18 protein-coding genes and 1 pseudogene are annotated in these 21645 nt (G+C 68.0%); 4 read left to right on the top strand and 15 right to left on the bottom strand.

The genetic code is table 11. From position 1 onward, the window contains the following. Window positions 1–109: 109 nt before the first annotated feature. From WME89_RS05785 to WME89_RS05795, 3 genes and pseudogenes are all read right to left on the bottom strand, one after another. Complete coding sequence (locus WME89_RS05785; protein WP_438008248.1) at window positions 110–520, bottom strand: TfuA-like protein; 411 nt, start codon at window positions 518–520, stop codon at window positions 110–112. Further along, entirely contained in the window at window positions 517–867 is a 351-nt protein-coding gene (locus WME89_RS05790) for a YcaO-like family protein (protein ID WP_438008249.1), read from the bottom strand. Before WME89_RS05790 ends, WME89_RS05785 begins: the two co-directional genes overlap by 4 nt. Window positions 868–869: 2 nt before the next feature. Further along, a pseudogene (locus WME89_RS05795) lies at window positions 870–1226 on the bottom strand (YcaO-like family protein); the annotation flags it as partial. A gap of 450 nt (window positions 1227–1676) precedes the next feature. On the opposite strand from WME89_RS05795, the gene WME89_RS05800 reads away from it, so the two are divergent. Continuing rightward, window positions 1677–3305 carry a cell wall anchor protein gene (locus WME89_RS05800; RefSeq protein ID WP_438011900.1) on the top strand — a complete coding sequence of 543 codons (1629 nt, stop codon included), beginning with the start codon at window positions 1677–1679 and terminating at the stop codon, window positions 3303–3305. Window positions 3306–3437: 132 nt separating this feature from the next. Here the strand turns inward: WME89_RS05800 and WME89_RS05805 are convergent, their stop codons facing one another. From WME89_RS05805 to WME89_RS05835, 7 genes are all read right to left on the bottom strand, one after another. Further along, complete coding sequence (locus tag WME89_RS05805) at window positions 3438–4064, bottom strand: hypothetical protein (protein WP_438008250.1); 627 nt, start codon at window positions 4062–4064, stop codon at window positions 3438–3440. 47 nt (window positions 4065–4111) lie between these two features. Then, on the bottom strand, window positions 4112–6775 hold the full coding sequence (locus tag WME89_RS05810; protein WP_438008251.1) for a DNRLRE domain-containing protein: 2664 nt from the start codon (window positions 6773–6775) through the stop codon (window positions 4112–4114). 867 nt (window positions 6776–7642) lie between these two features. Continuing rightward, window positions 7643–8452: a YbhB/YbcL family Raf kinase inhibitor-like protein gene (locus WME89_RS05815; protein ID WP_438008252.1), complete on the bottom strand. Its 810-nt coding sequence runs from the start codon at window positions 8450–8452 to the stop codon at window positions 7643–7645. A gap of 266 nt (window positions 8453–8718) precedes the next feature. Beyond that, window positions 8719–9069 carry a glycoside hydrolase family 30 beta sandwich domain-containing protein gene (locus tag WME89_RS05820; RefSeq protein ID WP_438008253.1) on the bottom strand — a complete coding sequence of 117 codons (351 nt, stop codon included), beginning with the start codon at window positions 9067–9069 and terminating at the stop codon, window positions 8719–8721. Next, a complete protein-coding gene (locus WME89_RS05825; RefSeq protein WP_438008254.1) occupies window positions 9066–9614 on the bottom strand; it encodes a hypothetical protein in 549 nt (182 codons plus the stop codon). The genes WME89_RS05820 and WME89_RS05825 overlap by 4 nt, the downstream gene beginning before the upstream one ends. A gap of 684 nt (window positions 9615–10298) precedes the next feature. Next, a complete protein-coding gene (locus tag WME89_RS05830) occupies window positions 10299–11834 on the bottom strand; it encodes a cellulose binding domain-containing protein (RefSeq protein ID WP_438008255.1) in 1536 nt (511 codons plus the stop codon). Between the two features lie 350 nt (window positions 11835–12184). Further along, window positions 12185–13063: an NAD(P)H-dependent oxidoreductase gene (locus WME89_RS05835; RefSeq protein WP_438008256.1), complete on the bottom strand. Its 879-nt coding sequence runs from the start codon at window positions 13061–13063 to the stop codon at window positions 12185–12187. Between the two features lie 163 nt (window positions 13064–13226). Between WME89_RS05835 and WME89_RS05840 the strand changes: the two genes are divergently transcribed. Further along, a complete protein-coding gene (locus WME89_RS05840) occupies window positions 13227–13583 on the top strand; it encodes a winged helix-turn-helix transcriptional regulator (protein ID WP_438008257.1) in 357 nt (118 codons plus the stop codon). 145 nt (window positions 13584–13728) lie between these two features. Here the strand turns inward: WME89_RS05840 and WME89_RS05845 are convergent, their stop codons facing one another. Further along, window positions 13729–16017, bottom strand: a complete 2289-nt coding sequence (locus WME89_RS05845) for a serine hydrolase domain-containing protein (RefSeq protein WP_438008258.1) — start codon at window positions 16015–16017, stop codon at window positions 13729–13731. A gap of 543 nt (window positions 16018–16560) precedes the next feature. On the opposite strand from WME89_RS05845, the gene WME89_RS05850 reads away from it, so the two are divergent. Beyond that, entirely contained in the window at window positions 16561–17913 is a 1353-nt protein-coding gene (locus WME89_RS05850; RefSeq protein ID WP_438008259.1) for a hypothetical protein, read from the top strand. A 385-nt stretch (window positions 17914–18298) separates the two neighbouring features. Here WME89_RS05850 and WME89_RS05855 read toward each other — a convergent pair whose 3' ends face one another. Continuing rightward, the gene (locus tag WME89_RS05855; RefSeq protein ID WP_438008260.1) at window positions 18299–18454 is read right to left on the bottom strand and encodes a hypothetical protein; all 156 of its coding nucleotides are present in this window, start codon (window positions 18452–18454) and stop codon (window positions 18299–18301) included. Window positions 18455–18476: 22 nt separating this feature from the next. Continuing rightward, window positions 18477–18689, bottom strand: a complete 213-nt coding sequence (locus WME89_RS05860) for a hypothetical protein (protein WP_438008261.1) — start codon at window positions 18687–18689, stop codon at window positions 18477–18479. A gap of 186 nt (window positions 18690–18875) precedes the next feature. Here WME89_RS05860 and WME89_RS05865 point away from each other — a divergent pair, with 186 nt between their 5' ends. Next, window positions 18876–19094 (top strand): hypothetical protein, encoded by a 219-nt coding sequence (locus WME89_RS05865; protein WP_438008262.1) that lies wholly within the window; start codon window positions 18876–18878, stop codon window positions 19092–19094. Window positions 19095–19635: 541 nt separating this feature from the next. Here the strand turns inward: WME89_RS05865 and WME89_RS05870 are convergent. Then, complete coding sequence (locus WME89_RS05870; RefSeq protein WP_438011901.1) at window positions 19636–20181, bottom strand: pectate lyase; 546 nt, start codon at window positions 20179–20181, stop codon at window positions 19636–19638. 37 nt (window positions 20182–20218) lie between these two features. Beyond that, complete coding sequence (locus tag WME89_RS05875) at window positions 20219–21640, bottom strand: DUF1552 domain-containing protein (protein WP_438008263.1); 1422 nt, start codon at window positions 21638–21640, stop codon at window positions 20219–20221. Between the last annotated feature and the right edge of the window lie 5 nt (window positions 21641–21645).

Here is a 21645-nt window from a genome sequence, read left to right on the forward strand (position 1 = left end):
GGGGAGGAAGAAAAAAAGAATCTCTCCCTCTCGCCGTCTCTCGCTCCCCGCCTCCGCGCCTCCCTGTGATATTCCTGCTTTTTCTCGGGGTTTCAACCCGTTTGTCGCTCTAGCGCTCGCTGGGCTCGCACAGCCGGGTATAGTGGTACTCGCAGAGCGGGCGGTATCCATAGGCGGCCGGCGCGTGCGCGACGGCGACCTCGTCGTCGTCCTCGAGCTCGGCCCGCTGGTACGCCTCGAACACGGCGCCGACGCCCTCCATCCCGAACGGCGCCAGCTCCACCGCGCGCAGCGCGCCCATGCTGGCGCTGCCGAGCACGTGGACACCCTCGCGCATCGCCCACAGGATCTCCTTGTGCCAGACCGCCGGCACGACCTCGAAGTAACCGTCGACGATGCCGATCACCGTCGCGCCCCGCTGCGCCGCGCGGTACACGTCGCCGTGCGCCGCCGGCGGCAGGATCACCGCGTCCAGCACCGCGGCGGCCAGGGTCGGTCCCAGGAAGAGGTGGACCGTCATCGTGCCTGTCGCTGCTGCTTCCGGGCGCGTGCGCCGGGCACATAGCTGCGGTCGCCGGACAGCGGCTCCAGGCCGGGCACCACCACGCGCACCACCGGGATCCCCAGCTCGGGTCTCGTCAGCTCGATCGCGATCGCCCGCGTCACGCCCGCGGCGCGCAGCTGCTCGAGCTCCCAGGCGACATCGGCGTTGAAGGTGTCGGCGTGGAAGGTCGGTGCCTCGGCGAAGGCGCGCCGCGGGCCGGGCCGCTCCAGCTCTTCGCGCGCCGCAGCCGTGATGTTCGGGTCGCGCTGCCGCACGTACCGGCCGGGGTAGCGGTCGTCGCGCGAGCCGGCGATCTGGGTCAATCGACGCGGTGGGTGTAGCGGAGCTCCTCGTAGGAGGCCATCTTGAGCGGCAGGTCGATCCGCTCCGCATGGTAGGACTCGACCGACTCCATGAGGCCGGACGCCTGGGCCGTCTGGAGATCCAGCCCCTTGCCCTGCGACACGGACAGCGAGCGGGAGTTCGGCCGGCAGACCATCACGACCGGAATACCGATGTTGTCGAGACCGGTGACGTTGGCGATGCGGGTGATGCCCATGACGGGCATCAAGCGACGCACCCGGCGCAGCGTCTCCTCGGGCTCCACCTGGCGGTGGGTGCCGGCACGAAAGCCTTTGGGGACCTGGGTGTCGATCGCGATCGGGTCGAACCGGAGATGCATGTTGTCTCTGACCCCCTGTCCGGCGGCGGGCGCCTCGGGGCACCACGGTACCCGAGGCGCGAGTCCCGTGGCGCGCTATCTCCGCCGCACGATCGGATGTAGGTAGGTTCTCGACATCAGGCCGCCGTCGTGCTCGGCTGGCGGCGCGGGCGAGCCAGGTTGATCCTGGCGCTCGCCCCCTCGCGCAACCCGGTTCGCACCTCCGATCGCGCTCGCGATCGGAGGTGCGAGATTCCCGTCACCGTGTCCGACGGTGGCCGGGCGCGGGCTCGTCTCAGTCGAGAGGATTTACACTACTTCACAGGGATCCAGGGTGATCGATGTTCTCTTGCGATACTGAGCCTCGGGCGAGCGCGATCGTCGTCACCTGGGTTGCACCATGCGGCCCCTGTGGTTTAGTTCCCCTCCGGAATCAGATGCTTACCCGAAAGGACGACGAACTTGAGATCGATGAACTTCAAGGCCCGCGCGGTTGGCACGATTGCGCTGCTCGGATGGGCTGGCTGCGTCTCCCTCGATTACCAAGGCATGGACGACGAGGGCGACGGCGCCGATGAGGTGGGCGCGGCCGTTCAGCCTCTCTCGACTGTAACCTTCCGTTCCAGCTCGACGGCGACCGGGAAGAACGTGACCTCGCTGGCCGTCGCGAGGCCCGCGGGCGTCGCGCAAGGCGATGTCCTGCTCGCGCGCATCGCGAATCGAGACCACGTGGAGGCGGTGATCGCTCCGCCGGCGGGATGGACGCTGCTCCGCTCGGATCAGAGCTCCTCCGCCATCAGGTCATGGGTCCTCTGGAAGGTGGCTTCCGGCGCGGAGCCCGCGAGCTACTCCTTTGGCTTCGACGTCTCTGCCTACCTGGCGGGGAGCATCGTGGCGTTCAGCGGCGTCGATACGGCGAACCCGATCGACGCGGTGAGCGGCCAGAAGAACGGGAACTCCGCGAGCCTGGCCGCGCCGCCGGTCACCACCACGGCGGCCAATGGAGTCGCGGTCTGGTTCGGCACGCAGGTCTGGACCGGCTCGGCCTGCCCCGCGAGCCCGATCGTGCCGCCCTCTGGCTTCACCGAGCCCTTCGACACGTGCCTCCTCTCGTCGTCGACGGGTCTCCTGTTCGACGCGGCGTACGCGCAGCTCGGGGCCGCGGGCTCGCAGCCGGCGTGGAGCGGCACCTCTCCCTTCGCCAACACGAACACTGCGCAGGTCGTCACCCTGAGGCCCGCCGGCGGTCCGAGCTGCTCCGCGGGCGACACGTTCGCCAGCACCTACTCGACGCTGGGGAACCTGACCTCGACCGACATCGTGGAGATCTCCGGGCTCGCCGCGAGCCGCGTCAACCCGGGCATCCTGTACGCGCACAGCGAGAACAACGCGAACTTCGTCGCGATCAACAAGACCAGCGCGGCGGTCGTCGGGAGCTACGTCGCCGGGGTGTTCCCCTGGGACTGGGAGGACGTCGCGACCGGCCCGTGCCCCGCGGGCAGCTGCATCTTCATGGGGGACATCGGCCGCGCCAGCGGACACCCGGAGCCCGCCCCGACGACCTTCGCCGTTTACCGCATGAGGGAGCCGAACATCGCCGCGGGGGAGACGAGCGGCACGGTGCCCGGCGAGAGGTTCCCTTTCCAGTACCCCGATACGCCGCAGAACGCCGAGGCGCTGATGGTGCACCCGACGACCGGGGACATCTACGTCGTCACGAAGGACGGCGCCGCGGGGCTCAGCAAGGTGTACAGGTTCCCGAAGCCGCTCCCTGCGCCCAACACGATGTCCACGCTGATTCACGTGGCGAACCTCCAGATGCCCCTGGGGCCGGACGCGGAATTCCGGTCGGTCACGGCCGGGACCATCCACCCGTGCGCCAACCGGTTCCTGCTGCGCACGTACGGGGCCGTCTACGAATACCGAGCGCCGGCTGGAGGGAGCTTCGAGACGGCCTTCGCGGCGTCGCCCGTCGCGCTCACGGACACGAACGAGGGGCAGGGCGAGTCCATCGAGTACGACGCCGACGGCTCCGGGTACTTCACGATGACCGAGAAAGAGGCTGCGCCGTACCCGCTCAAGCGCGTCGCTCGCCAGTAGCGCGAGCTGGCGCGACACACGACGAAGGCGGGCCTGCGACGTCGCACGAGCGACAGGTCGAGATGGCGGCCGCGCGGCAGACGACAGGCGGGAGCGCAGCCGGCCTGTCGAGGCACGGCGCTGCGAAGCAGATCAGCCGCTTCCTCGCGGTCCGCCGCGGCGCCGCGCGAGCCAGCCCTTCGTCGTGATGGCCGCCGTCGCGAGGAGCAAGGCCGCGAGCCCGGCGACCGCCAGCGGCCGCCGGGGCGCGGCCGCGAGGAGGTCGACCCGGTAGCGCCGGGCGGTGCGCGTGAACTCGAAACGCGCCGTCCCGCCCGCATGGGTGAGCTCCAGGAGCCCCAGGTGCTGCGGATCGTGGTCGAAGAGCAGGTCGTAAACGATGTCGACGGCGCGCGCCTTCGCCGGGCAGCGCCCGACGAAGCGGAGCTCCGCCTTGATCTCGATGTCCTCGACGTTGCCGGCGCCGCGCCGCTCGAGCGGACAGGGGGCCCCGTCCGCTTCGATGCGCAAGCGAGCCAGGAAGTACTCGAACAGGCGATCCTCGCCGGCTCTGATCTCCTCGACCGTCGCGGCCCGGTGGCCCGGGAGCGCCAGCGCCTCGGAGAGATCCGAGGCGGACACCTGGAGCGTGTACGCGACGTCGCCGGACGGCTCGATCGTCACGCGCGAACGGGTCATGGTCGCGAAATGGCCGTGCGCGCGCGGAGAAAGGAGGATGACGGCGCACGCGGACAGGAAGAGCAGGATGTGGCGAGTCATGATTCGCAGAGGGGGCTGTCGGTGAGTCGAGCGAGGGCCAGGGGCGCTCAAGGCGCCGTGGTGAACGCCCGCGGGCTCGTCGCGCTCACGGCCTGGCAGTCCTGCGCGGCCGCGTACCACTCGTACGTCGTGCTGCTCAGGAGCCCCGGCCACTGGATGGACGCCGTGCTGCCGGTGGCGACGTCGTTGGCGGTGCCGAGGTTGACCCAGGGCCCGGCGGGCGTGCCCGCCATGTCGTAGGAGAGCGTGAACTGGCTGTCCGCATCGGTCTCGAAGGTGCCGAACTTGGTCGAATACGTGTACACGCTGATGGTGTCGTTCGCCGGCGAGAACACCATGTAGCGCAGCCAGCCGTCACCGCCGTTCGCGCGTCCCTGGTAGTCCGACAGCATGGTATGGATGGTGTTGCCGCCGAACGTGTCCACCCTCCGGCCCTCGCCGGCGATATGCCCGCATACCAGCATGAACAGGTTGGGGTTGTCCTTCAGCGCGTCGTAGATGGCCTGCCCCTGGGCGCCGAACGCGGCGGGGTTGCCGGTGCCCACGATGTAGTGGCTCTCCACGATGGCCCGGTGATCCGGGTACGCCTTCAGCAGGCTGTCGGCCCAGTCGAGCACGGCCGTGTCGGGGGTCGTGTCGTACTCGAGCGAGATCACGATGAAGTCCATGCCGCCGCCCGTGAAGAACCCGTAGTTGTTGTCGTTGTCCGACCCGTAGTGCCCTCCATAATACTCCCTGCCCTGGAAGCGCGAGACGCCGAAGTAGGTGTTGTACAGCGACGTTCCGCTCGTGCTGCCGTTAGGGGACTGGTCGTGGTTGCCGACCGCCGGGCAGTACGGGATGCCGTCGGGGTATCCGGGGAACACGTCCTCCAGCGTGCTCATCGCCGCGTCGGCGTTCGTCCACTGGGCGACGGTCGACGAGTCGACCATATCGCCGAGGTGGACGACATAGCGGATGTTGAGCGCGTCCCGGTTGTCCACGATCCACTGCGTTTGCTCCAGGAACGTGGCCGGGTAGCTGGCGGAGTAATACTGGGTGTCTGGCAGGAGCACCACCGTGAAGTCGGGGGACGCAGAGGACTGTCGGCCGTAGAACGTGACGTCGTGCGACGTCGAGTCGGGATCGGTGACCTTGGCGCTCAGGGTGGCCGTCGTGGAGACGTTCGTCGCGTCGTCCGCTGGGCTCGTGAGGCTCGGCTGCGGGGGCGCGGCGGGGGCGAAGGGCGTACCGGGGCTCACCCACGTTCCGCCGACGAGCGTGCCGGCCTCGTTCGTGCCAGCGCTGTCGGCCGCGGTGGTGCCCACGCCTTCATCCAGAGCCCATCGGCCCACGAGCCCTGTGGCCGAAGCGATCTCGACCCCCATTCCGCTCTGGATCTGCGCCTGTGTCCGGGCATGGTTCCACACGCGCACCTCGTCCATCACGCCATCGAAGGAGCCTGCCGGCGTGCCGGTGGAGTTCATCGCCGTCCCGATCGCGAAATGCTGGATGCTGTCGTGACGGGGGGTCTGCCCGGCGGCGGCGGTCGCCTCGAGCACCCCGTTCCGGTAGATCGCCCAGCTCGTGCCGTTGTAGGTGACGGCGGCGTGCACCCAGACGTTGTTCGGGATGGGCGTCACGCCGGCCACCGGGTGGTTCGCGCCGGTGGCGAGGTCCTCGAAATCGGCGGTGAGCACGCTGTCTTCGCTCCGGATCGCGAAGAAGTAATTGCAGTCGACGGTGCTCCCGTCCGACTCTCCCCGTCCCTTGGCGATGAGAGGGATCCCGCTGACGCCCCCGGAGCCCGAGCCGGCCGACTGGCCCGCTCCGGTGCGCTTGACCCAGGCTTCCAGCGTGAACTGCTGGAGGCCGAGGCCTGGCGCGACCCCCATCGTCACGTGGTCGTCGACGCCGTCGAGGTCGAGCGCCGTGCCGCTCACGAGGGGGCAGGTCGGGCTGGACGGCGGAAGATAGTTGATCGTGAGCTTTGGCCGGTTCGCGACGGTCGCGTGCTCCGACGAGGCGAAATGGATCGCGTCGCCGTTCGTCGGATGCGCGACGATGACGCCGCGGTTCGTTGCCCCGTTGACCCAGGACTGGACGAGCGCGATGCCGGCCGCGTTCAGCGTGACCGTGCGGAAGCCCGTGCCGCCCGTGATCGTGCCCACGAGGCGTCCGCGATCGGTCGAGGCCATCGCTCCCGGAGTGCCCCAGGCCGCGGTGGAGGTCGCGTTGTTCCAGGTGGCCTGGGCCTCGTTCCAGGTCCGTTTGGCCTCGTAGACGTTGAAGGTCTGCGGGCTGCCGTTGACCACCTGGAAGGTCATGCTCGCCGACCTGACGATGCTGCCTGCGGGGATGCCCGTCACAGCCCACTGGAGCAGGCAGGACTCGTCGAGCCCCCCGCTCTCATCACCGTCGATCTCGCACGTCGCGGCAGCACCGTAGTTCGTGGCAGGGTTTGCCTGGTTGATCGTCGCGTCGGTGGTGCCCGCGTAGGCTCCTGAGGGGAGCGCCCCGTTCTGGAAAGACACTGTGACGGTGTCGAGCTCCAGAGACGACGCGTCGATGTCCTCGTCCGTCTCCGACTCGAAGGTGCAGGCCCCCACGAAGACGAGCGCTGCGATGGTGAGCCCGAGAGTGCCGACGGGACTCCGGGTCTCGTGCCGGGCTTTCGGCCTGGCGTCTCGGTCTTCGGTGCTCGCGGCGGCGTGCGTGTCGGGCATTTGCATGAACGCGCTCCTTGTTGGTCGATCTGGCAGGGCCGCTCGGGGCGCGCTGCGAACGCCAAAGGACCGGAACCGACGCGGGATCGCCACGGCCGGGGGCTGCTCGGCGCGCGGACGACCTCGGGCGAACCAGCGACGGGGTGCGCGAGAGCTCCTCGGAACGGCTTCTCTATGCGACGGGGCTCGTGGCTGAGCAGCTCACTTCATGAGCCTCAAGCCGGGCACTATAGGAGCAGGCGCCCTCGCCAGGAGGAAACATCTTCACAACGTTTGTGTTGCGGTTTGTGCAAGATGCGAGGGGTGCGCGCTCCCGGCTCCGGCGGGCCCTCGTCCACGCGCGTCGCCTGGGCCGGCGGGGGTGCCGGGTGCGTGTCCGCTCCACCGTCGCGCGGCGCCCGCTGGACGGAGAAGCGCTCGGCGCAGCGGACATCGCGCGCGTTGGCCGTTGGCGAGCAGAACCGCTGGTGCCATCATCGCCGCATGCACCCGTACCGTGCCCCCGCCCAGCCTCCTCGTGTACCGAGACCGTTCCGATGGCGTGAGCGGCTGCGTGACGCGGCCCGGGGGTTCATCGCGCTCGCGCTCCCCGTCGCCGTCGGCTGGCTGGTCACGATGGAGGTCCGGCGCGCTCGATGCGCACCGGTCGATTACGTGCGGATCTTGTGGGGAGCTCCCGGCGTCGCGATCGCCTGTTCGGTCGGCGTCACGCTTCTCCTCCTGACGGGCTTCAAGCGACAGTGATCTCGAGCCTCCCGCGCGGAGCCGAAAGACGCGCTCCCGCAGCACCCGGGCGGAGGGGCCCGGGCGGCGAGCTGCGCGATGAGGCGCTCGAGCGCGCGCTCTACGCGGGTCCTTGGTCGCTGCCGCTCATCAGGGCGGGGCGGCATCCGACGTGCCGCTGAGCTTCGCCTTCGCGAGGTTGTCCGCCTCGAGCTTGGTCTCCGCGTCCTTCACCGCGGCCGTGCCGGTGGTCGGTGTGATCGTGAGCGACTCCGCGGAGAGCGCGTAGATCGTGAACTCGTAGTTGTCGGTGTTGGCGTTCCCGCCGCCGAAGTTGGGGCAAGGCCCGAGGAAGTTGCTGTTCTGCTGGGCGCCGATCGACGCCGCGTCCTTGAACGCCTCGGGCAGCGAGGTGACGTCGGCGGGGATGTTGTAGAGGACCCAGTGATAGCCGTTCATGTTGGGCGGCGTCTTGGTCGTCAGGGTGGTGTCGATGAAGGTGATGGCGTAGCTGGTCGTGCCCGGAGGCCCTGCGGTCCAGTGCAGCTCCGGCAGGACGCTGCCGCTGAAGCCCGCGAGCGCGCAGGTGTACTTGTCGGCGAACTCGGCGCCCTCGGCGTGGTTGGGGCTCGTGAGGGTGAACTCACCGGAGGGCGCGCCGCCGCTGCCGGCGTCGCCCGTCGAGCCGCCCGCGCCGCCGCTGCCGGCGTCGCCCGTCGAGCCGCCCGCGCCGCCGCTCCCTGTCGTCGCCGTCGAGGTGCTCGCAGCGTCGCCGGTCGAGCTCGTGCTGCCGGCGCCGCTGCCGGTGGTGGTGCTCTGGGTTCCGCTGCTCGTCGCGGCGCCGCCGCCGGTCCCCGACGAGTCGGAGTCGTCGCCGGAGCAGTTCAGCACGGCGAGCGGCACGCCGAGGAGGGCGAGAACTCGAATGCTACGGATGAGCCTGTACGTGATGGTATGCATTGCGTGATTATGCCACGTCCGCGCTCCTGTCGAGATGGCAGTCGCTGCAATTCAACGATAAATATCCGCACCTCTGCGGTACATTTACTGGAGCAGCGCGCGACCTGTGTCGATGATATTTTGGAGACGTTCTTCAATGGGCACACGCCCCCTCTGCAGCAGCGCTGGAAATGCAGGCTGCGGAGTGAGGACGGCCCGTCATGCGCGGACGAGCGTTACATGACAAGCCTGTCCGGGAGGGTGGATCCCCCTGATCCAGGCGGGCTTCACTTCCAGTCGATCGTGGCCCATCCGCTGGCAGGCATGTCGAACTGCAGCATCTTGCCGCCTAGCGCGACGACCGCCTGCTTCGCTGGCCCGGCGTTGTACATGACCGCGACGAGGGTGCCGTCAGGGTTCTTGAAGGCGAGCGCGTCACCGCCGCTCGTCGCGACGACCTTGGCCCCTGCGTCGACGTACTGGGAGAGGTGGCGGAAGACGTAATAGGCCGGCGTGATGTTCAGCTTCTTCTCCGCGGTGTCCACCGCGAGGAGCGCGTTCTGCGCCCACGGCCGCACCGTGTCCATGCTCCTGCCCGCCGTGTCGAGCACCATGTTCCAGGCGGAGTACGCGTTCACGCCTTTCTTGATCCAGTCCCTGAGGAGGCCCCAGCTCTCCACCGCATACGCGTGGTCATTCGGTGCATCGCGGCGTCGTCCTTCATGTTCCCGCGGTCGTAAGCGTTGTTGTCCTTCATCCACGGGGGAGGTGTCCAGGGGCTGCCCCAGAAGTGGAGTTCAGGATTGACGGCCATCGCCGCCTTGATGTAGGGGATCAGCTTCTCCCTGTCCCGCGCGATGGAGAAGCTCGCCATCGCTGTGTCGCCGGCCGTGTCGTCGAGCGTGTAGCGGCTCGTGGCGTAGTCGCTCGCCCCGATCGGGATCCTGCCATAGGTGAACCTGGCGCCGTCGGTCGCGTCGAACAGGAGCTTGATCGCTCTGTCTCTGTCGTCCGGGCTGAGGGCGGAGAGGGCCTCCCAGCCCTTCTCATTGAAGGTCCCACCGAAGCCGGCCCAGGTCTGCGCCGTGGCGCCGTCGTCGACGGTCACGTCGGCCGTCCCGCTCGTCACTTCGGTCACGGCCCCCTCTTGCCAGTAGGCGTCCTTGCTCGAGGTGATCAACACAGGTTCGTCCTCTGGTGGCGCTCCGCCCGTGGACTGCGAGCCGCCTGCCCCTTCCGTCGGAGCGCCGCCTGTGTTCGCCGAGCCGCCCGCGCCCGCCCCGCCCGTGCCCGTGCCCGTGCCCGTGGTACTCCCACCCGTCGTCGTGCTCCCGCCTGTACCTGGATCACCGCTGCCCCCGGAGCCAGCTTGTGAGGGCGAGCCGGACTCCGAACCGCAAGCCGCGACGAAGAGCCCGAGCCCGAGGGTGAGGGTGGATCCCCGTGCAGCATTCATCGCCACAATTCTTCACTGTCCGGTCCGCGAGCAATCGGCGCGCTCTTCACGCGCCGTCAACATTCCCGAAGCGGTCGGTTCTGATCATCGCCAGGCGCAGCGAGCCAGCCGTTCGCGACCCGTGCGGCGTCACTGACGCTGCAATTTTATCGCGGTCCCTCGAGCCGCTGCACCCGCAGGCGGGCTGCGGGGTGACGGCGGCCTGCCTCGCTGCATGGATGAGCTGTCGGTGTCGCGTTGCTTTTCAGGAACGGCGGATCGCGCAGGGGGCCTTCCGTCGCCGCGGAGTCCGGGGCGGAGGGCTGGTCAGCGGTTGCGAGGAGGGGGGAGGCTTCCGGCCGGGTCTGCTGCCCGGCCGGGCCTGGACAGGACCGCGCGCGGTCCGTCAGAGGTGCCGAGAGGGAGCGAGCGTTACGGCGACAGGGTGACCGAGCCCTCGTCGAGCGCGATCTCGTAGTAGCCGTGGTCGTTCCACTGGAGCGTGCGGCCCCCCTGCTTGAGCGTCCCGCCGTCCACCTTGACGCGCAGGTACTTGCCCGGCGGGAAGTGGGCCGGCAGCGTCCACCGCCACGTCTTGTCGCTGCCGGACGTCGTGGGCGAGACCGTCGAGAGCGCCTTCTGGGCGCGCCAGTAGGCGCCGACGTTGACCACGCTGTCGATCCACATGTCGCCGAGGTTCTTGGTGTGCTGGACGTGATCGAGGAAGGCCCGGAGCTGTACGGGCTGATAGGCGCCGTCGCTGCCGCCGGTGAAGCCGTGCACCAGGACGGTGCGCCACTTCCCCTGGGACCGCGCGCTCGTGATCTGGTCGTCGAACGCCGCCGTGGAGGCGCCGGTCGGGGGGATGAAGCAGGGCAGCGTGAACGGGTCGGTCGAGTCGTTCGGGCCGATCAGGGCGTTGGACACGCCGCGGTTGATGAGGAAGCGCGTCCGGGCGATGTTCGTGTACACCGACGAGCCGTTCGGGGCCGCCATCGTCCACACCTTGACGCCGAACCTGCTCTCGATGAACTGCGTCGCGGCGTCCGTATCGGAGCCGCTGTCGTTGCTCGAGTGGCTCTTCGTGTGGTTGCCGAGCTCGTGCCCGTCCGCCACCGCCCTCTGCCACACCGCGTTGGTCGAGTCGCTCTTGCCGGTCTGGAGATAGAAGGTGAACGGCACGTCGAGCGCGTTCAGCGCGTCGTAGTTCTGGATCTGGCTCGAGTTCGAGTCGTCGAAGGTGTACGAGACGGCGCCCCGGAACCCCGCCCAGTTGAGCACGACAAGGTTCCCGGGCGTGCCGGACGGCCTGGCCACGCCGCCGCCAGGCGGGACCGGGAGCCCCGAGTTTCCGGCCGGGGTACCGCCACCGCCGCCACCTGCGCCGCCGCTGCCGCCAGCGCCGCCGCTGCCGCCAGCGCCGCCGCCACCCCCGGCGCCGCCGCCACCCCCGGCGCCGCCCGCGCCGGAGCTGGCCGAGGAGCTGCTGCTCGAAGCGCTGCTGCTGCTGCTGGCGCTGCTGCTGGAGCTCGCCGAGCCCGAGCCGCCGCTGCCGTTGACGGACACGAGCGCCGGCCTCCCGGTGCCGTTCGCGCAGAAGCCCCAGCTCGTCGACGCTCCGGCGTTCAGCGTGCCGTTGTAGCCCTCGTTCGTGGCGACGAGGTTCCCGCCCGACGACGTGATGCGCGCGCCCCACGCGTTGCTCGTCGTGGAACCGTTGAGCGCGACGGTCATGCCCCAGGCGGTGGTCTGGGCGGTGCTCGCGTTCTTCACGGTCACGTTCGCGCAGTAGCCACTTCCCCACTGCGACTGTAACGTGAGCTCCGCCGACATCGTGGAGTCCGCGCTGCTGAGCTCGCCCTCCAGCGCTTCGATCTCGTCGTCCTCGCCGTAGGGGCCGCCGATGCAGGCGGCGAGGGAGCATGCGATCGCGACCGAGCCGTAGCTCAGCAAGCTGGTGAAACGCATAAATTTCTCCTTGGAGCGGCAGGTGAGCCGCAAGGTAATTGGGAAGATGATCAAGTAAGAATCTTACGTCAGCGCTTCACGCGCGGAGCGTGTAGCCCGGCGCGTCCAGGGGGTATGCCCGGGAAACGGATCTTTGATCAAGAGCTGCGATGATTCAAGCCACCATGTATCCAAGGTGCGCACCGCAGCTGCTGTGGTCTCTTGATGTTACGAAACGACACAGGCAGCTCGATGTTACGAAACGAAACAGGCAGCGCTGACCCCTCCGGGGCTCGTCGCGTCAGGGCGCCGGCACCTCGAACGGCACGGAGGAGCTCGTCCGCGCGCGTCGCGTGCCGGGCGCCGCGGGCTCAGACGCGGGGCCGGATGTGGAGCTTGAACCCGCTCGCGCGGGCGGCGCCAGCGTCGTCCGCGCGCGCCGCGCTGGCGCTGCGATCGCCGCCGTCCGCCCGCGGGCCGGTCGCGTCGCCATCGCTCGCGCCGGCCCATTCGAGGCCCGGCTTCAGCGTGAGCGCGGGGATGTCGTAGTCCCCGCCGTTCTGCTTGCGATAGGCGATCGGCTCGTCGGTCCACAGGTCGTCGAGCCGCCTGCCCAGCTCCTGCCGTATGCGCGCGAACCGCGCGTCATCCATCTTCTTGGCCCTGTAGACGACGAACGGCGGCAGCACGTCGAACCCCGGGTAGTGCAGGATGCCGCGCGTGATGGGGAAGAGCAGGTCGTCTATCGGCCCGTTGACGCCGCGCTCGCTGTAGTGCGACTCCCAGCCTCCGGTGGTCACGATGAGCAGGGCGCGCTTGCCCTGGAAGACGCCTTCGCCGAAGCGATCGCCCCAGTGGCGATCGGAGTGCTCGCCGACGCCGTACGCGAAGCCGTACGCATAGACACGCTCCACCCATCCCTTGAGGATCGCGGGCATCGAGTACCACCACAGGGGGAACTGGAAGATCACGGCGTCGGCCCAGCGGAGGTCGGCCTGCTGCGCGGCGACTTCCGGCGGCTGCGTGCCGGTGGTATAGGCCTGCTTCGAGTCGGCCTCGAGGTCGAGCGGACGGCCGCCATCGCGCGCCGGGAAATCGCCCGCATCGAGGGCGGGCTTCCAGCCCATCGCGTAGAGATCGGAGACGCGGATCTCGTGCCCGCGCCGGGTGAGCCGGTCGACGGTGAAGGACTTGAGCGAGCCGTTGAGGGATCGCGGCTCGGGGTGCGCGTAGACGATGAGGACGTTCATGGTTCTCCATTCCCTGGCCGTCGTGGAGCCAGGCCCGAGGCGAACGTGCGCCCTTCATGCTAACGTCGCAAGTACGCACAGGATTGGTACGTAGTATCAAAAAGAGAACCAATGGACGCGCGGCCCGACGCGGAAGCGCGAGAGGAAAGGGGAGCCGGGAGTCATGGGTACGACGTCGTCGGCGAGGCAGCGGGTCGAAGGGAAGAGCGGGTGCGCCGTGGAGTCGGCGCTGGCGGTGATCGGCGGGCGCTGGAAGGGCGTCGTGCTGTACTGGCTGTCGGCGCGGGCGCGGCCGCTTCGCTTCGGCGAGCTGCGCCGGCTCTTGCCCAACTGCACGCAGCGCATGCTGACGCTGCAGCTGCGCGAGCTGGAGGAGGACGGCCTCGTCAAGCGCACGGTGTTCGCCGAGGTCCCGCCGCGCGTCGAGTACGAGCTCACGCCCTTCGGCAAGAGCCTCGAGCCCATCCTCATCGGCCTGCGCGACTGGGGCGAACGCTATCGCCGCCGCCTGCCACCCTAGCGGCGCGCCGCGCGGCTGAGGGCTCTGCATCGCCCCGCCGGGGGCGAAGGCCATCGGCTCTGGCTACTTCAGGCTCCCGGCGGTGGGCACAGGCCGGGGGAACGGCGGGCAACCGTTCGCGGCCCTCGTGGGCAGCGAAGGTGGCTCACAGGCCGTAGCCAGGGAACATGTCCACAGTCGCGTTGTTGATGCCGGCCAGGACGGTCGGGTTGTTCAGCGCGTCGATCATGGCCTGGTTGATGCCACCCGGCGGATCGGGCAGCCCGCCGGATCCGGCCGCCGTATTGACGAGCGCCACCCAGGTGATGCAGTTCGAGCAGCTCGCTGCCGCGTAGGTGTTCAGCAGATTCTTGAACACCACGATGCCGCCGCCGCCGGCGACGCCGCCTGTCTTGTAGACATCCCCGCTGCCGACGTTCATCTCGGTGCCGAGCCCGAACGTGCCGCCGCTCGCGGTCACGCTCCTGTTCCCGGGGTCGAAGATCGAGCTGAAGCTCGCCGCGCTCAGGATCTGTCCGCTCGCCGACGACTGGTTGATCGAGGTGGCGAGCTTCAGCAACCCGACGGCGGACGCCTTCCATCCGCCCGTGCCCAGGCCCGGGAACATCGGGACCCCTCCGTAGGGCGGCTCCACGAGCGTCGCGCCCTGAGGGACGAGCTTGCTCGGCACCAGCGCCTCCTGAGGGAACACGTAGTCGTGCGCCTCCCATGACGCCGCGACATAGGTGTCCGAAGACGGCTTGAGCTGCGGCCGGTTGGAGTTGTCGATGAGGTCCGCTCCGGTCACGTCATCGATGATGTTGTCCTCGATGTACTCCCGGTATCCCTGCGGCGCGATGGCGTCGACGATGGTCTGCGCGACGCAGAACCCGAAGTTCGAGTACTCCCCGAGCGAGCCGGGAGAGCGGGCGAGCTGGTCGCTGATCGCCCAGTTCGCGATGAGGTCCTCGCAGCTCGGCGTGGTGAGCATGCCGGTCTCGCTGGCGATGCAGACCGTCTCGACGAGAGGGTTCCCCACGCAGGGAGTTCCGCTGCCGATCGAACCGTCGCTCCATCCGGCCGAGTGGTTCAGCACCTGCTCGACCGTGATCGCCTCGAGGCCGCCGCCGGGCGTGAACGCCGCGGTGCCTTCGTCGGCGACGGTCAAGCTGAGGTAGGGCCGGATGATGTCGCGGAACACGCGTGTGTTCAGCGTCAGCGGCGTGTTGACGGGCGTGAGCTCGTTATTCTCGATGAGCTGGAGGATGGCGGTCGTCGTGATGAGCTTCGAGATGCTGCCTACGCGGAAGAGCGTGGTCGGCTTGGCGAACGTCCCGTCGGCGCCGAGCTCCGTGTCGGAGTAGCCGTACGCGCGCGCGTGCACGAGCCGGTCGCCCTTGGCGATGGCGATGGCGGCCCCCGCGACCCCGTACTGCCGCATGAACGTCCGGATGCGGCTGTCGAGGTAGCTGAACTGGCCCAAGCCGTTGTTGTTGTTCGCCGGCAGGGCGCTCATCATCGGCAACGCCTGCGACCTGAGGAGGGAGACGCCGTACCCGGTCTGCGTGCCCTGGTTGTTGAGCGTGTCGGGCTGGATGGCGATGATGCGGGACCCATCGGTCCTCGTTACATGGGAGATCGAGCGCTCGTACATCGGCGTCGTCCCCGAGGTCAGCCCCTTGTAGAACCAGCTGTCGGGCGCGATGGCCGTGTTGTTGGTCGCGAGGTTCGGCTCGTTGGCGTCGAACGCGTAGACCACGAGGAACCGGCCGCTCCCCCGGCTCTCGAGATCGATGACGCGCGAGCCCGGCCAGGTGCTGAGGAAGTCCTGGATTTCCGCCGCCGTGACGTTGCTCTGCCACTGGGGAGCGCCGGCCGGGATCTCGATCTCGTCGGAGCCGACGTTGGCGATGGTGACCGCCGAGAAGTGGCGGGTGCTGCTCCCGTCGACCCAGGTCGACATGTCGATCACGCGGTCGCCGGTGTTGTTCACGTGCGTGGTGAGGCTCGCGAGCGTCGTGTCCGGAAACCACCCCCACACGCGGTTGTTGCTCCCCGTGTTGTCGACCATGGCAGCGACATAGCGCGTCTGACCGTCGACCACGTAGCCCTGCAGGTTCGTGAGCCGCGCGTTGTGGTTCGTCAGCTCGGTACCCACGTTGGCGGCGGTCTGGCCGGAGTACCACCACGAGGCCGCCGAGTACGGGTGGGTTGCCTTGACCGTCGAGCCCGTCAGGAGCAGCGGGCTCGCCTGGGCGACGTGCACGTCGACGATCTTTTCATTGTTGTTCGTGAGGAGCGTGCTGAGGGCCGCCGGCGTCTGTGCGAAGAAAGCGTGCGCGCTGCCCGCTTCGATGCGGGAGAACTTCGTCGTCGGTTCGACCTCCACGGCCCGGGCCTCGGCGGAGAGGGCAGCCAAGATGAGCGCGGAAGACAGATAGCTGAGTTGTCTCATGGTGATTCTCTTGCTGGCCGGATGGATGGTCGCTGCCGCGGGCGGCCGGCCAGCGCGGAGCTCGCTGGGCGATGTCCCTCGATGCGGGGGCGACTGACCTGCGCGCCAGGGTGCGCGGTCTCGGAGCGCTTTTGCACCTCTCATGCCCGACATGTCACGGTCGGCGGAACACTGTCTCCTGGGCCGCTCGACGTCCACGTGGCCGGTCCGAGGGCGCGCAGCTCGGCGTTTTCATCGGGCGACGGCCCATCGAGGCGGCCAGCGAACGTGGCGCAGCGGCACCCATGTGGCACGAGATGCTGGCACAGCAGGCACAGAGGATTGCTGTGTGCCACTGAAATGACACGTTACCTCGACGAGGTGACCTACTTGTTGTGCATTTGCGCTCGATCCGAGATCGTAGGGCATTGCGCCGCGAGGCCGGGGCCGGGGTGGCAGCCATCCAATCTTTCGAGCCCCGCCAGCGCACGACCCTGCCGCAATCGTGCTCGGTCCGGGTGAATGATCGCGGCGCGGTGCGCACCTGAGGTCGGAGGAGGGAAGGTGACCATGTCACACGTTCGTCTGCCGCTGCGCGTTCTGAGCGCCGCGCTCGCCCTGCTGCCGGCCCGCCTCGCGTCCGCGGCCCGCGTCGAGATCGCATCCCCTCAGTGGGGTGACGTCGCCCACCCGCTCCTGCACATCGACGCCACGTGCACCGAGGTCGCACCTGCAAGCTGCGCCGACATGTGGGTCGTCATCCACAGCGCCGTGACCGGCGAGGAGATCGTCATTGCTGGTGGCCCGAATCGTATCGACATGGACGTCGACGTCAGCCCGCTGAGCCGAGCGGGGCAGCCGATGTTCGTCTTCATCCGGTCGGGCAGCGCCGGAGGAGAAATCTACCCTGTCTTCGCCGAGGACAGCCCTCGTCTCACCCCGCTCGCGAAATGTTCCGGGCAGATCCTCGATTTCGACGAGACACGGCTCCTGTGTATTGACCTCCGTGGCGCGATAAGCATCGTCGATCGGTCCACGAACGCGAGCAGGATCATCGCGGGGGCCCCGGATCCCGATCAATGGGGCCTGCCGCGCGGGTACCTCACCAGCTTCGGGGCGGTCGTCCACACACTCTCCACGAACGATCCCTGGTCGGGGGGGATGGTATTGTACGAGTCGCACGACGAGGTTATCAGAACGATCCAGGCGCCCGTACCCGGCGGGCCTCCTGTCGGGGTGGTTGATGATCACGTGCTCTGGTTCGGCGGCCGGGTATACCGCGAGGGCTCCCCCGGCGGCTATCAACTGAGCCACCGCGTGATGGACCTCGCGACGGGGGAGCTGGTCGAGCTGCTGGACATCCGGGATCCTGGGTTCACGGAGGACGGCGCCGTCGTCTACGCGGCAGCAGGCGGTTTTTACCGGTACCAGTCCGGGACGACCACCTTGCTCGCGGACCTGCCTCACGCCCGCCCGGTGACGGATGGGGTCAACCTCGCCTATGCGTCATGCTCGATCGGCCAATGCGCGACCCGGCTGATCACGCCGGACGGCGACGTGCCGCTCGGCGTCTCGGCCCCGGAGTATACTTTACGCTCGCCGGAGCCTTACCAGCTCCGCGCGGGGTACACGGCGTTCACTCGAAAGGTGCTCGACGATTATCAGGTCTGGGTGCGGACGCCTGCCGGAGAGGAGCATCAGGTCAGCATGGCGGGCTCCTCGCTGATGGACGAGGCGCACTGGATTGCCGGCCACGATCTCGTCAGCGACACGGGCGAGGTCGTCTTCCCGTGCGTCCTCGGCGCCGGCACAGCAGCTCCTCGCCGGCGCCGGCGCCGACGCCGACGGTCAAGCGATGATGGCCATCACGAGGCCGCCAGCGGCGCACGCCTCAGGAATGGCCATCGCCCTCCATGACCCCAACCGAGCACGCCCGCGAAGGCCATCAAAGAGCCTGCTCGGAGAGCGATCAGCCAGCCTGAGCGTCAACACAAGTGAACCCATGGTGCCGCTGCAGGTAGCGGACCGCACGGCGCTACGTTCCTCCGTACGCCAACTCGCGTCCAGGTGCCCGACCAGTTGCTAGCGCTCCCTCCATCTGCCGCGCTCCGCATGCGCTCGCTTGACGCGCTCCACAGCAGCGCGACGCACTCTGGGTGGCCTGCTTCCCGTCCCGATTTGGCTGGGAAGGTAGGGTCTGCCGCAGGCGGCGCCAGCGCTTGAGCACGTGCGCGAGGTGCTTGCGCCCGAGGCGGAGCCGCGAGAACGCGGTCTCGACGGGCAGCTTCAGGGCCCTGGCGACCTAGGAGACCTGCTCGCCCGAGCCGACCAGGAGGAGGACGATGCGCTTGTGGGGCCTGAGCAGCCGGAGCTGGGCCAGGAGCTCGCGCGCTTCGACGGGCCCATGGGGGGACGGCGCCGGCTCGTGGGCGACGCGGTGCGGGTCCGCGAAGGCCACCTCGCGGCGGCCGTGAGTCCTGCTATCGGCGCGAGCTTGCTCGCCCCTCCGGTTCCAGGCCGAGCAGCCGGCCGATGGCCTCGTGAACCACCCGGGCTGCCTCTCCATCCCCGAGCGCGACGGCGCGGCTCAGGGTCCCGGCGAGCGAGGCGACCACGGCGGCCCGAGGCGAGGGATCGACCACCGTGAGCTCGCCGAGATCGAGGCTCGCCGGTCGGGCCGGGGTTGGGTCCATGCCTTCCGAACGGGTGCGATCCGTCGTCACGCCCCCTGAATCTCCGGGGAAAACGACGGATCGCGACGGTTCGACACCGCGGCGGAATCCTGGCGGGACTCTTCCGCGGGGGCGAACCGTTGCGATCCGTCGGATCCTTCGGGATTCTGGGAGGGCATAACGACGGATCGCAGCCCTTCGGAGGGCATGGACCCAACCCGGGCCCAGCCGCCGAGCCCTGGGCCCGTGGAGCTCGCCGTGACCGACCCGTCGCGTCGGGCTGCGGTGATCGCCTCGCTCGGCAGCACGCTGAGCCGCGCCGTCGCCCTCAGGGATGAGGTGGCAGCCCGGGTCGTCCACGAGGCGATCGGTCAGCTGCTCGGCGTTGATCCAGCAGCGGCGGGGCGAGCCAGCTCGCGCCGGTAGCACGCAAGTCCTACCAGCGCGGTCGTGCCTCCGGTGCCGCTGCCTCCGGCAGGGAGGACTGTGGGCCCCCTGCGACCCTTTTCCCGATGAGCGGCTCCTGCAACATTTCGTTGTGGGCATACGCAGATTCTGAGGAGTTCCACCTGCTGCAAGGCGTCCTAGCGAGCTCCAGCGCGAGTTCGGTCGTGACGGGTTGAAGCGGTGCCGCCGATACCAGAGTCCAAACCTTGGATCCCGGTCGGCCGGCAGCTCGCGAAGCTCAGACGTGCTTCGCCTGGCACCGTGGCTCAGGCCGCGCTCTGCTGCGCGCAGCGGCTCAGGCCGGCCCAGTCCAACGATTTCCGCGATGGTTGATAGGGAGTCAGGCGTGCGGCCATCATCGGGAGCTATGGGAAAGCGCTCCACCGCGCGTTCGCCAGAGACGCGATGCAACGCACGGGCCAAGAGGCGGCTGCGGTGCGCACTCGGCGCTCCCACCATGACCAAGGCCATCGTCCCGTACGCAATGCACCTCACGATGACACTCTCCTTTCAAGCGAGGTTAGAAAACCTGAAAGCTGACCTCGAGGTCGCCGGAGCCTTGCGTGCGTGAGCTGGTCGAATCATTCCAGGACCGAGCGACCACTGAGCCGCCGCACGGAACGTCCGAGATCACCATTTCCAAGAATCGACTGGTATGTGTCCTGAGGCGCTGGCTTTCGGCACGACTCTGAGGCGTCCGCTCGTCTTTTTTTGGTGACGCCCCCGGCGGTTCCGCAGAACGGAATTTGGTCATCTTGTCGGCGGCCTTGAACCCCTTGCTGTCCTTGATCAAGATCGCCCCGCCGGGGAAGTAGCTACGGACCGAGGCCGCGTCCTCTCCGAGGTGATCCGAGGTGATGTTCTCGAGCGCGTTGTCGCCCATCATGTGGATCCCCTCACAGCCGGGGTAGGTGATGGTCACGTTCTTGACGCTGGCGCCCGGCGCGATCAGAAAAAACGGCGCACCATGGCCCGGAACTTGTTTTCCAGGTCGTCCCGGCCGCTGTGGTGCGAGACCGAGTGACCTCCCCCGTCGCCGCCACGCTTCGCCACGTCCGGGATGAATGAGAGGTCCCGGTTGTTGGCCGCGATATCCCTACGCACTACCCCTGCATAAGTTCAGGCAACGGGCCGCCCTTAGCCTCGCCGAACTTATCCACCATGATGCCGTGTGCTTGCAGGATCGATATCAAGACTCGGCCAGTATGCACGTCACTGCGCTTACCGATCAGCCCGCGAGGAAACGTCAGATCCGGAGTGTAGTTGACGTGACGGCCATCGATCTTTAGCGCGCCGCCGGCGCCGCCGGCAACCAGAATGGGCATGTCCCAGTGGTTGTGACTGTCGCCATCAGCAATGTCGCTGCTCATGTAGAACGTAGTGTTGTCGAGCACCGTCCTCCCGTCAGCTTCCCTGGCAGCATCGAGCTTGCCAAGAAGCTTGGCCACCTGCTCGATTTCCCATGTGTCGATCTTCGTGAGCGCCTCGAGCTTCCCCCTATTGTTCTGGTGGTGCGATGTGCCGTGATGAGGCGTGGATCTGCCGATCAAGAACTCATAGTCATTGTTGCTCGTGCCATTGCCGAGCATGAAGGTGATGGATCGCGTTATGTCGCACGTGAACGCCAGGGCCATGAGATCAACGAAGATCGCGGTATGACGTTCGACGATGGTGGAAGGCGTAATGCCGCGCTCCTGATTGAGCGGCGGTGATGCTGCGGGTCTCGCCGGCACCGTGCACTCGACACCCGTGCCTGTGTTGTCGATGCGCTGCTCGAGTTCACGCAAACTCGTGGCGTACTCATCGAGCTTGAGGCGATCCCCAGCGCTGAGCTTGACGTTCAGCGAGTTGATGTCACTGAGCACCGCGTCCAGCACGCTCTTGTGTTCCTCACTACGCCGTGCTGATTCGTCGCGGCTCATCCCGTCGTCAGCCCCAATGCCCGTGAACATGCGATCGAATAGCGCACGGGGATCGTAAATATTCGGCTGCGGCCGCCCCTGGATCCACGATATCGCGCGAGAGAAATCGCATGAGACGCTGTCGCAGAGCCCATTGTCACCTTGCAGGCCGATGTTCAGGCTGGGTAGGCGCGGTGTGCCGCATTCACTGCTGTTCAAGGCCGGCAGCAGCACCTGATCGATGCTTGTACGGTTGCGGTCGTTGGTGTGCCCATTCACCGGGATCATATTGAGCAGCATGCCGGTACCCGCGCCGTGGTCCCCCGGAGGGCGGCCAGGAACGGCCGTTTTCTGGTTGTCCAGCCCGGTAAGCACCATGATCTTCTTTCGTACGGGCTCCAGCGGCGCCAGGATCGGCGTCATCTTCCAGTCCTTGCCGGTCGTCGTTGGCGTCCAGTTATTCATGACCATGCCGTTCGGAACCATCCAGGCCATGAAGCGCCGCGGCGCGGTGCAGTTCGCGGCCGCGGCGCGGCGCGTCCACACAGCCGAAGGCAGGAATGGCAGCGCGAGGAATGTCGCGGCGCCGGTGAGGAACAATCTGCGCGATTTGCTGACCTTCATTGGGG

Source organism: Sorangium sp. So ce321, assembly GCF_051530195.1.
Taxonomy (GTDB): Bacteria; Myxococcota_A; Polyangia; order Polyangiales; family Polyangiaceae; genus Sorangium.

Excerpts from the sequence above, each read along its gene's own strand:
- WME89_RS05785 (WP_438008248.1), bottom strand. The coding sequence starts at position 520 with ATGACGGTCCACCTCTTCCTGGGACCGACCCTGGCCGCCGCGGTGCTG.
- WME89_RS05800 (WP_438011900.1), top strand. The coding sequence starts at position 1,677 with ATGAACTTCAAGGCCCGCGCGGTTGGCACGATTGCGCTGCTCGGATGG.
- WME89_RS05805 (WP_438008250.1), bottom strand. The coding sequence starts at position 4,064 with ATGACTCGCCACATCCTGCTCTTCCTGTCCGCGTGCGCCGTCATCCTC.
- WME89_RS05810 (WP_438008251.1), bottom strand. The coding sequence starts at position 6,775 with ATGCAAATGCCCGACACGCACGCCGCCGCGAGCACCGAAGACCGAGAC.
- WME89_RS05815 (WP_438008252.1), bottom strand. The coding sequence starts at position 8,452 with ATGCATACCATCACGTACAGGCTCATCCGTAGCATTCGAGTTCTCGCC.
- WME89_RS05830 (WP_438008255.1), bottom strand. The coding sequence starts at position 11,834 with ATGCGTTTCACCAGCTTGCTGAGCTACGGCTCGGTCGCGATCGCATGC.
- WME89_RS05835 (WP_438008256.1), bottom strand. The coding sequence starts at position 13,063 with ATGAACGTCCTCATCGTCTACGCGCACCCCGAGCCGCGATCCCTCAAC.
- WME89_RS05840 (WP_438008257.1), top strand. The coding sequence starts at position 13,227 with ATGGGTACGACGTCGTCGGCGAGGCAGCGGGTCGAAGGGAAGAGCGGG.
- WME89_RS05845 (WP_438008258.1), bottom strand. The coding sequence starts at position 16,017 with ATGAGACAACTCAGCTATCTGTCTTCCGCGCTCATCTTGGCTGCCCTC.
- WME89_RS05860 (WP_438008261.1), bottom strand. The coding sequence starts at position 18,689 with ATGGACCCAACCCCGGCCCGACCGGCGAGCCTCGATCTCGGCGAGCTC.
- WME89_RS05865 (WP_438008262.1), top strand. The coding sequence starts at position 18,876 with ATGGACCCAACCCGGGCCCAGCCGCCGAGCCCTGGGCCCGTGGAGCTC.
- WME89_RS05875 (WP_438008263.1), bottom strand. The coding sequence starts at position 21,640 with ATGAAGGTCAGCAAATCGCGCAGATTGTTCCTCACCGGCGCCGCGACA.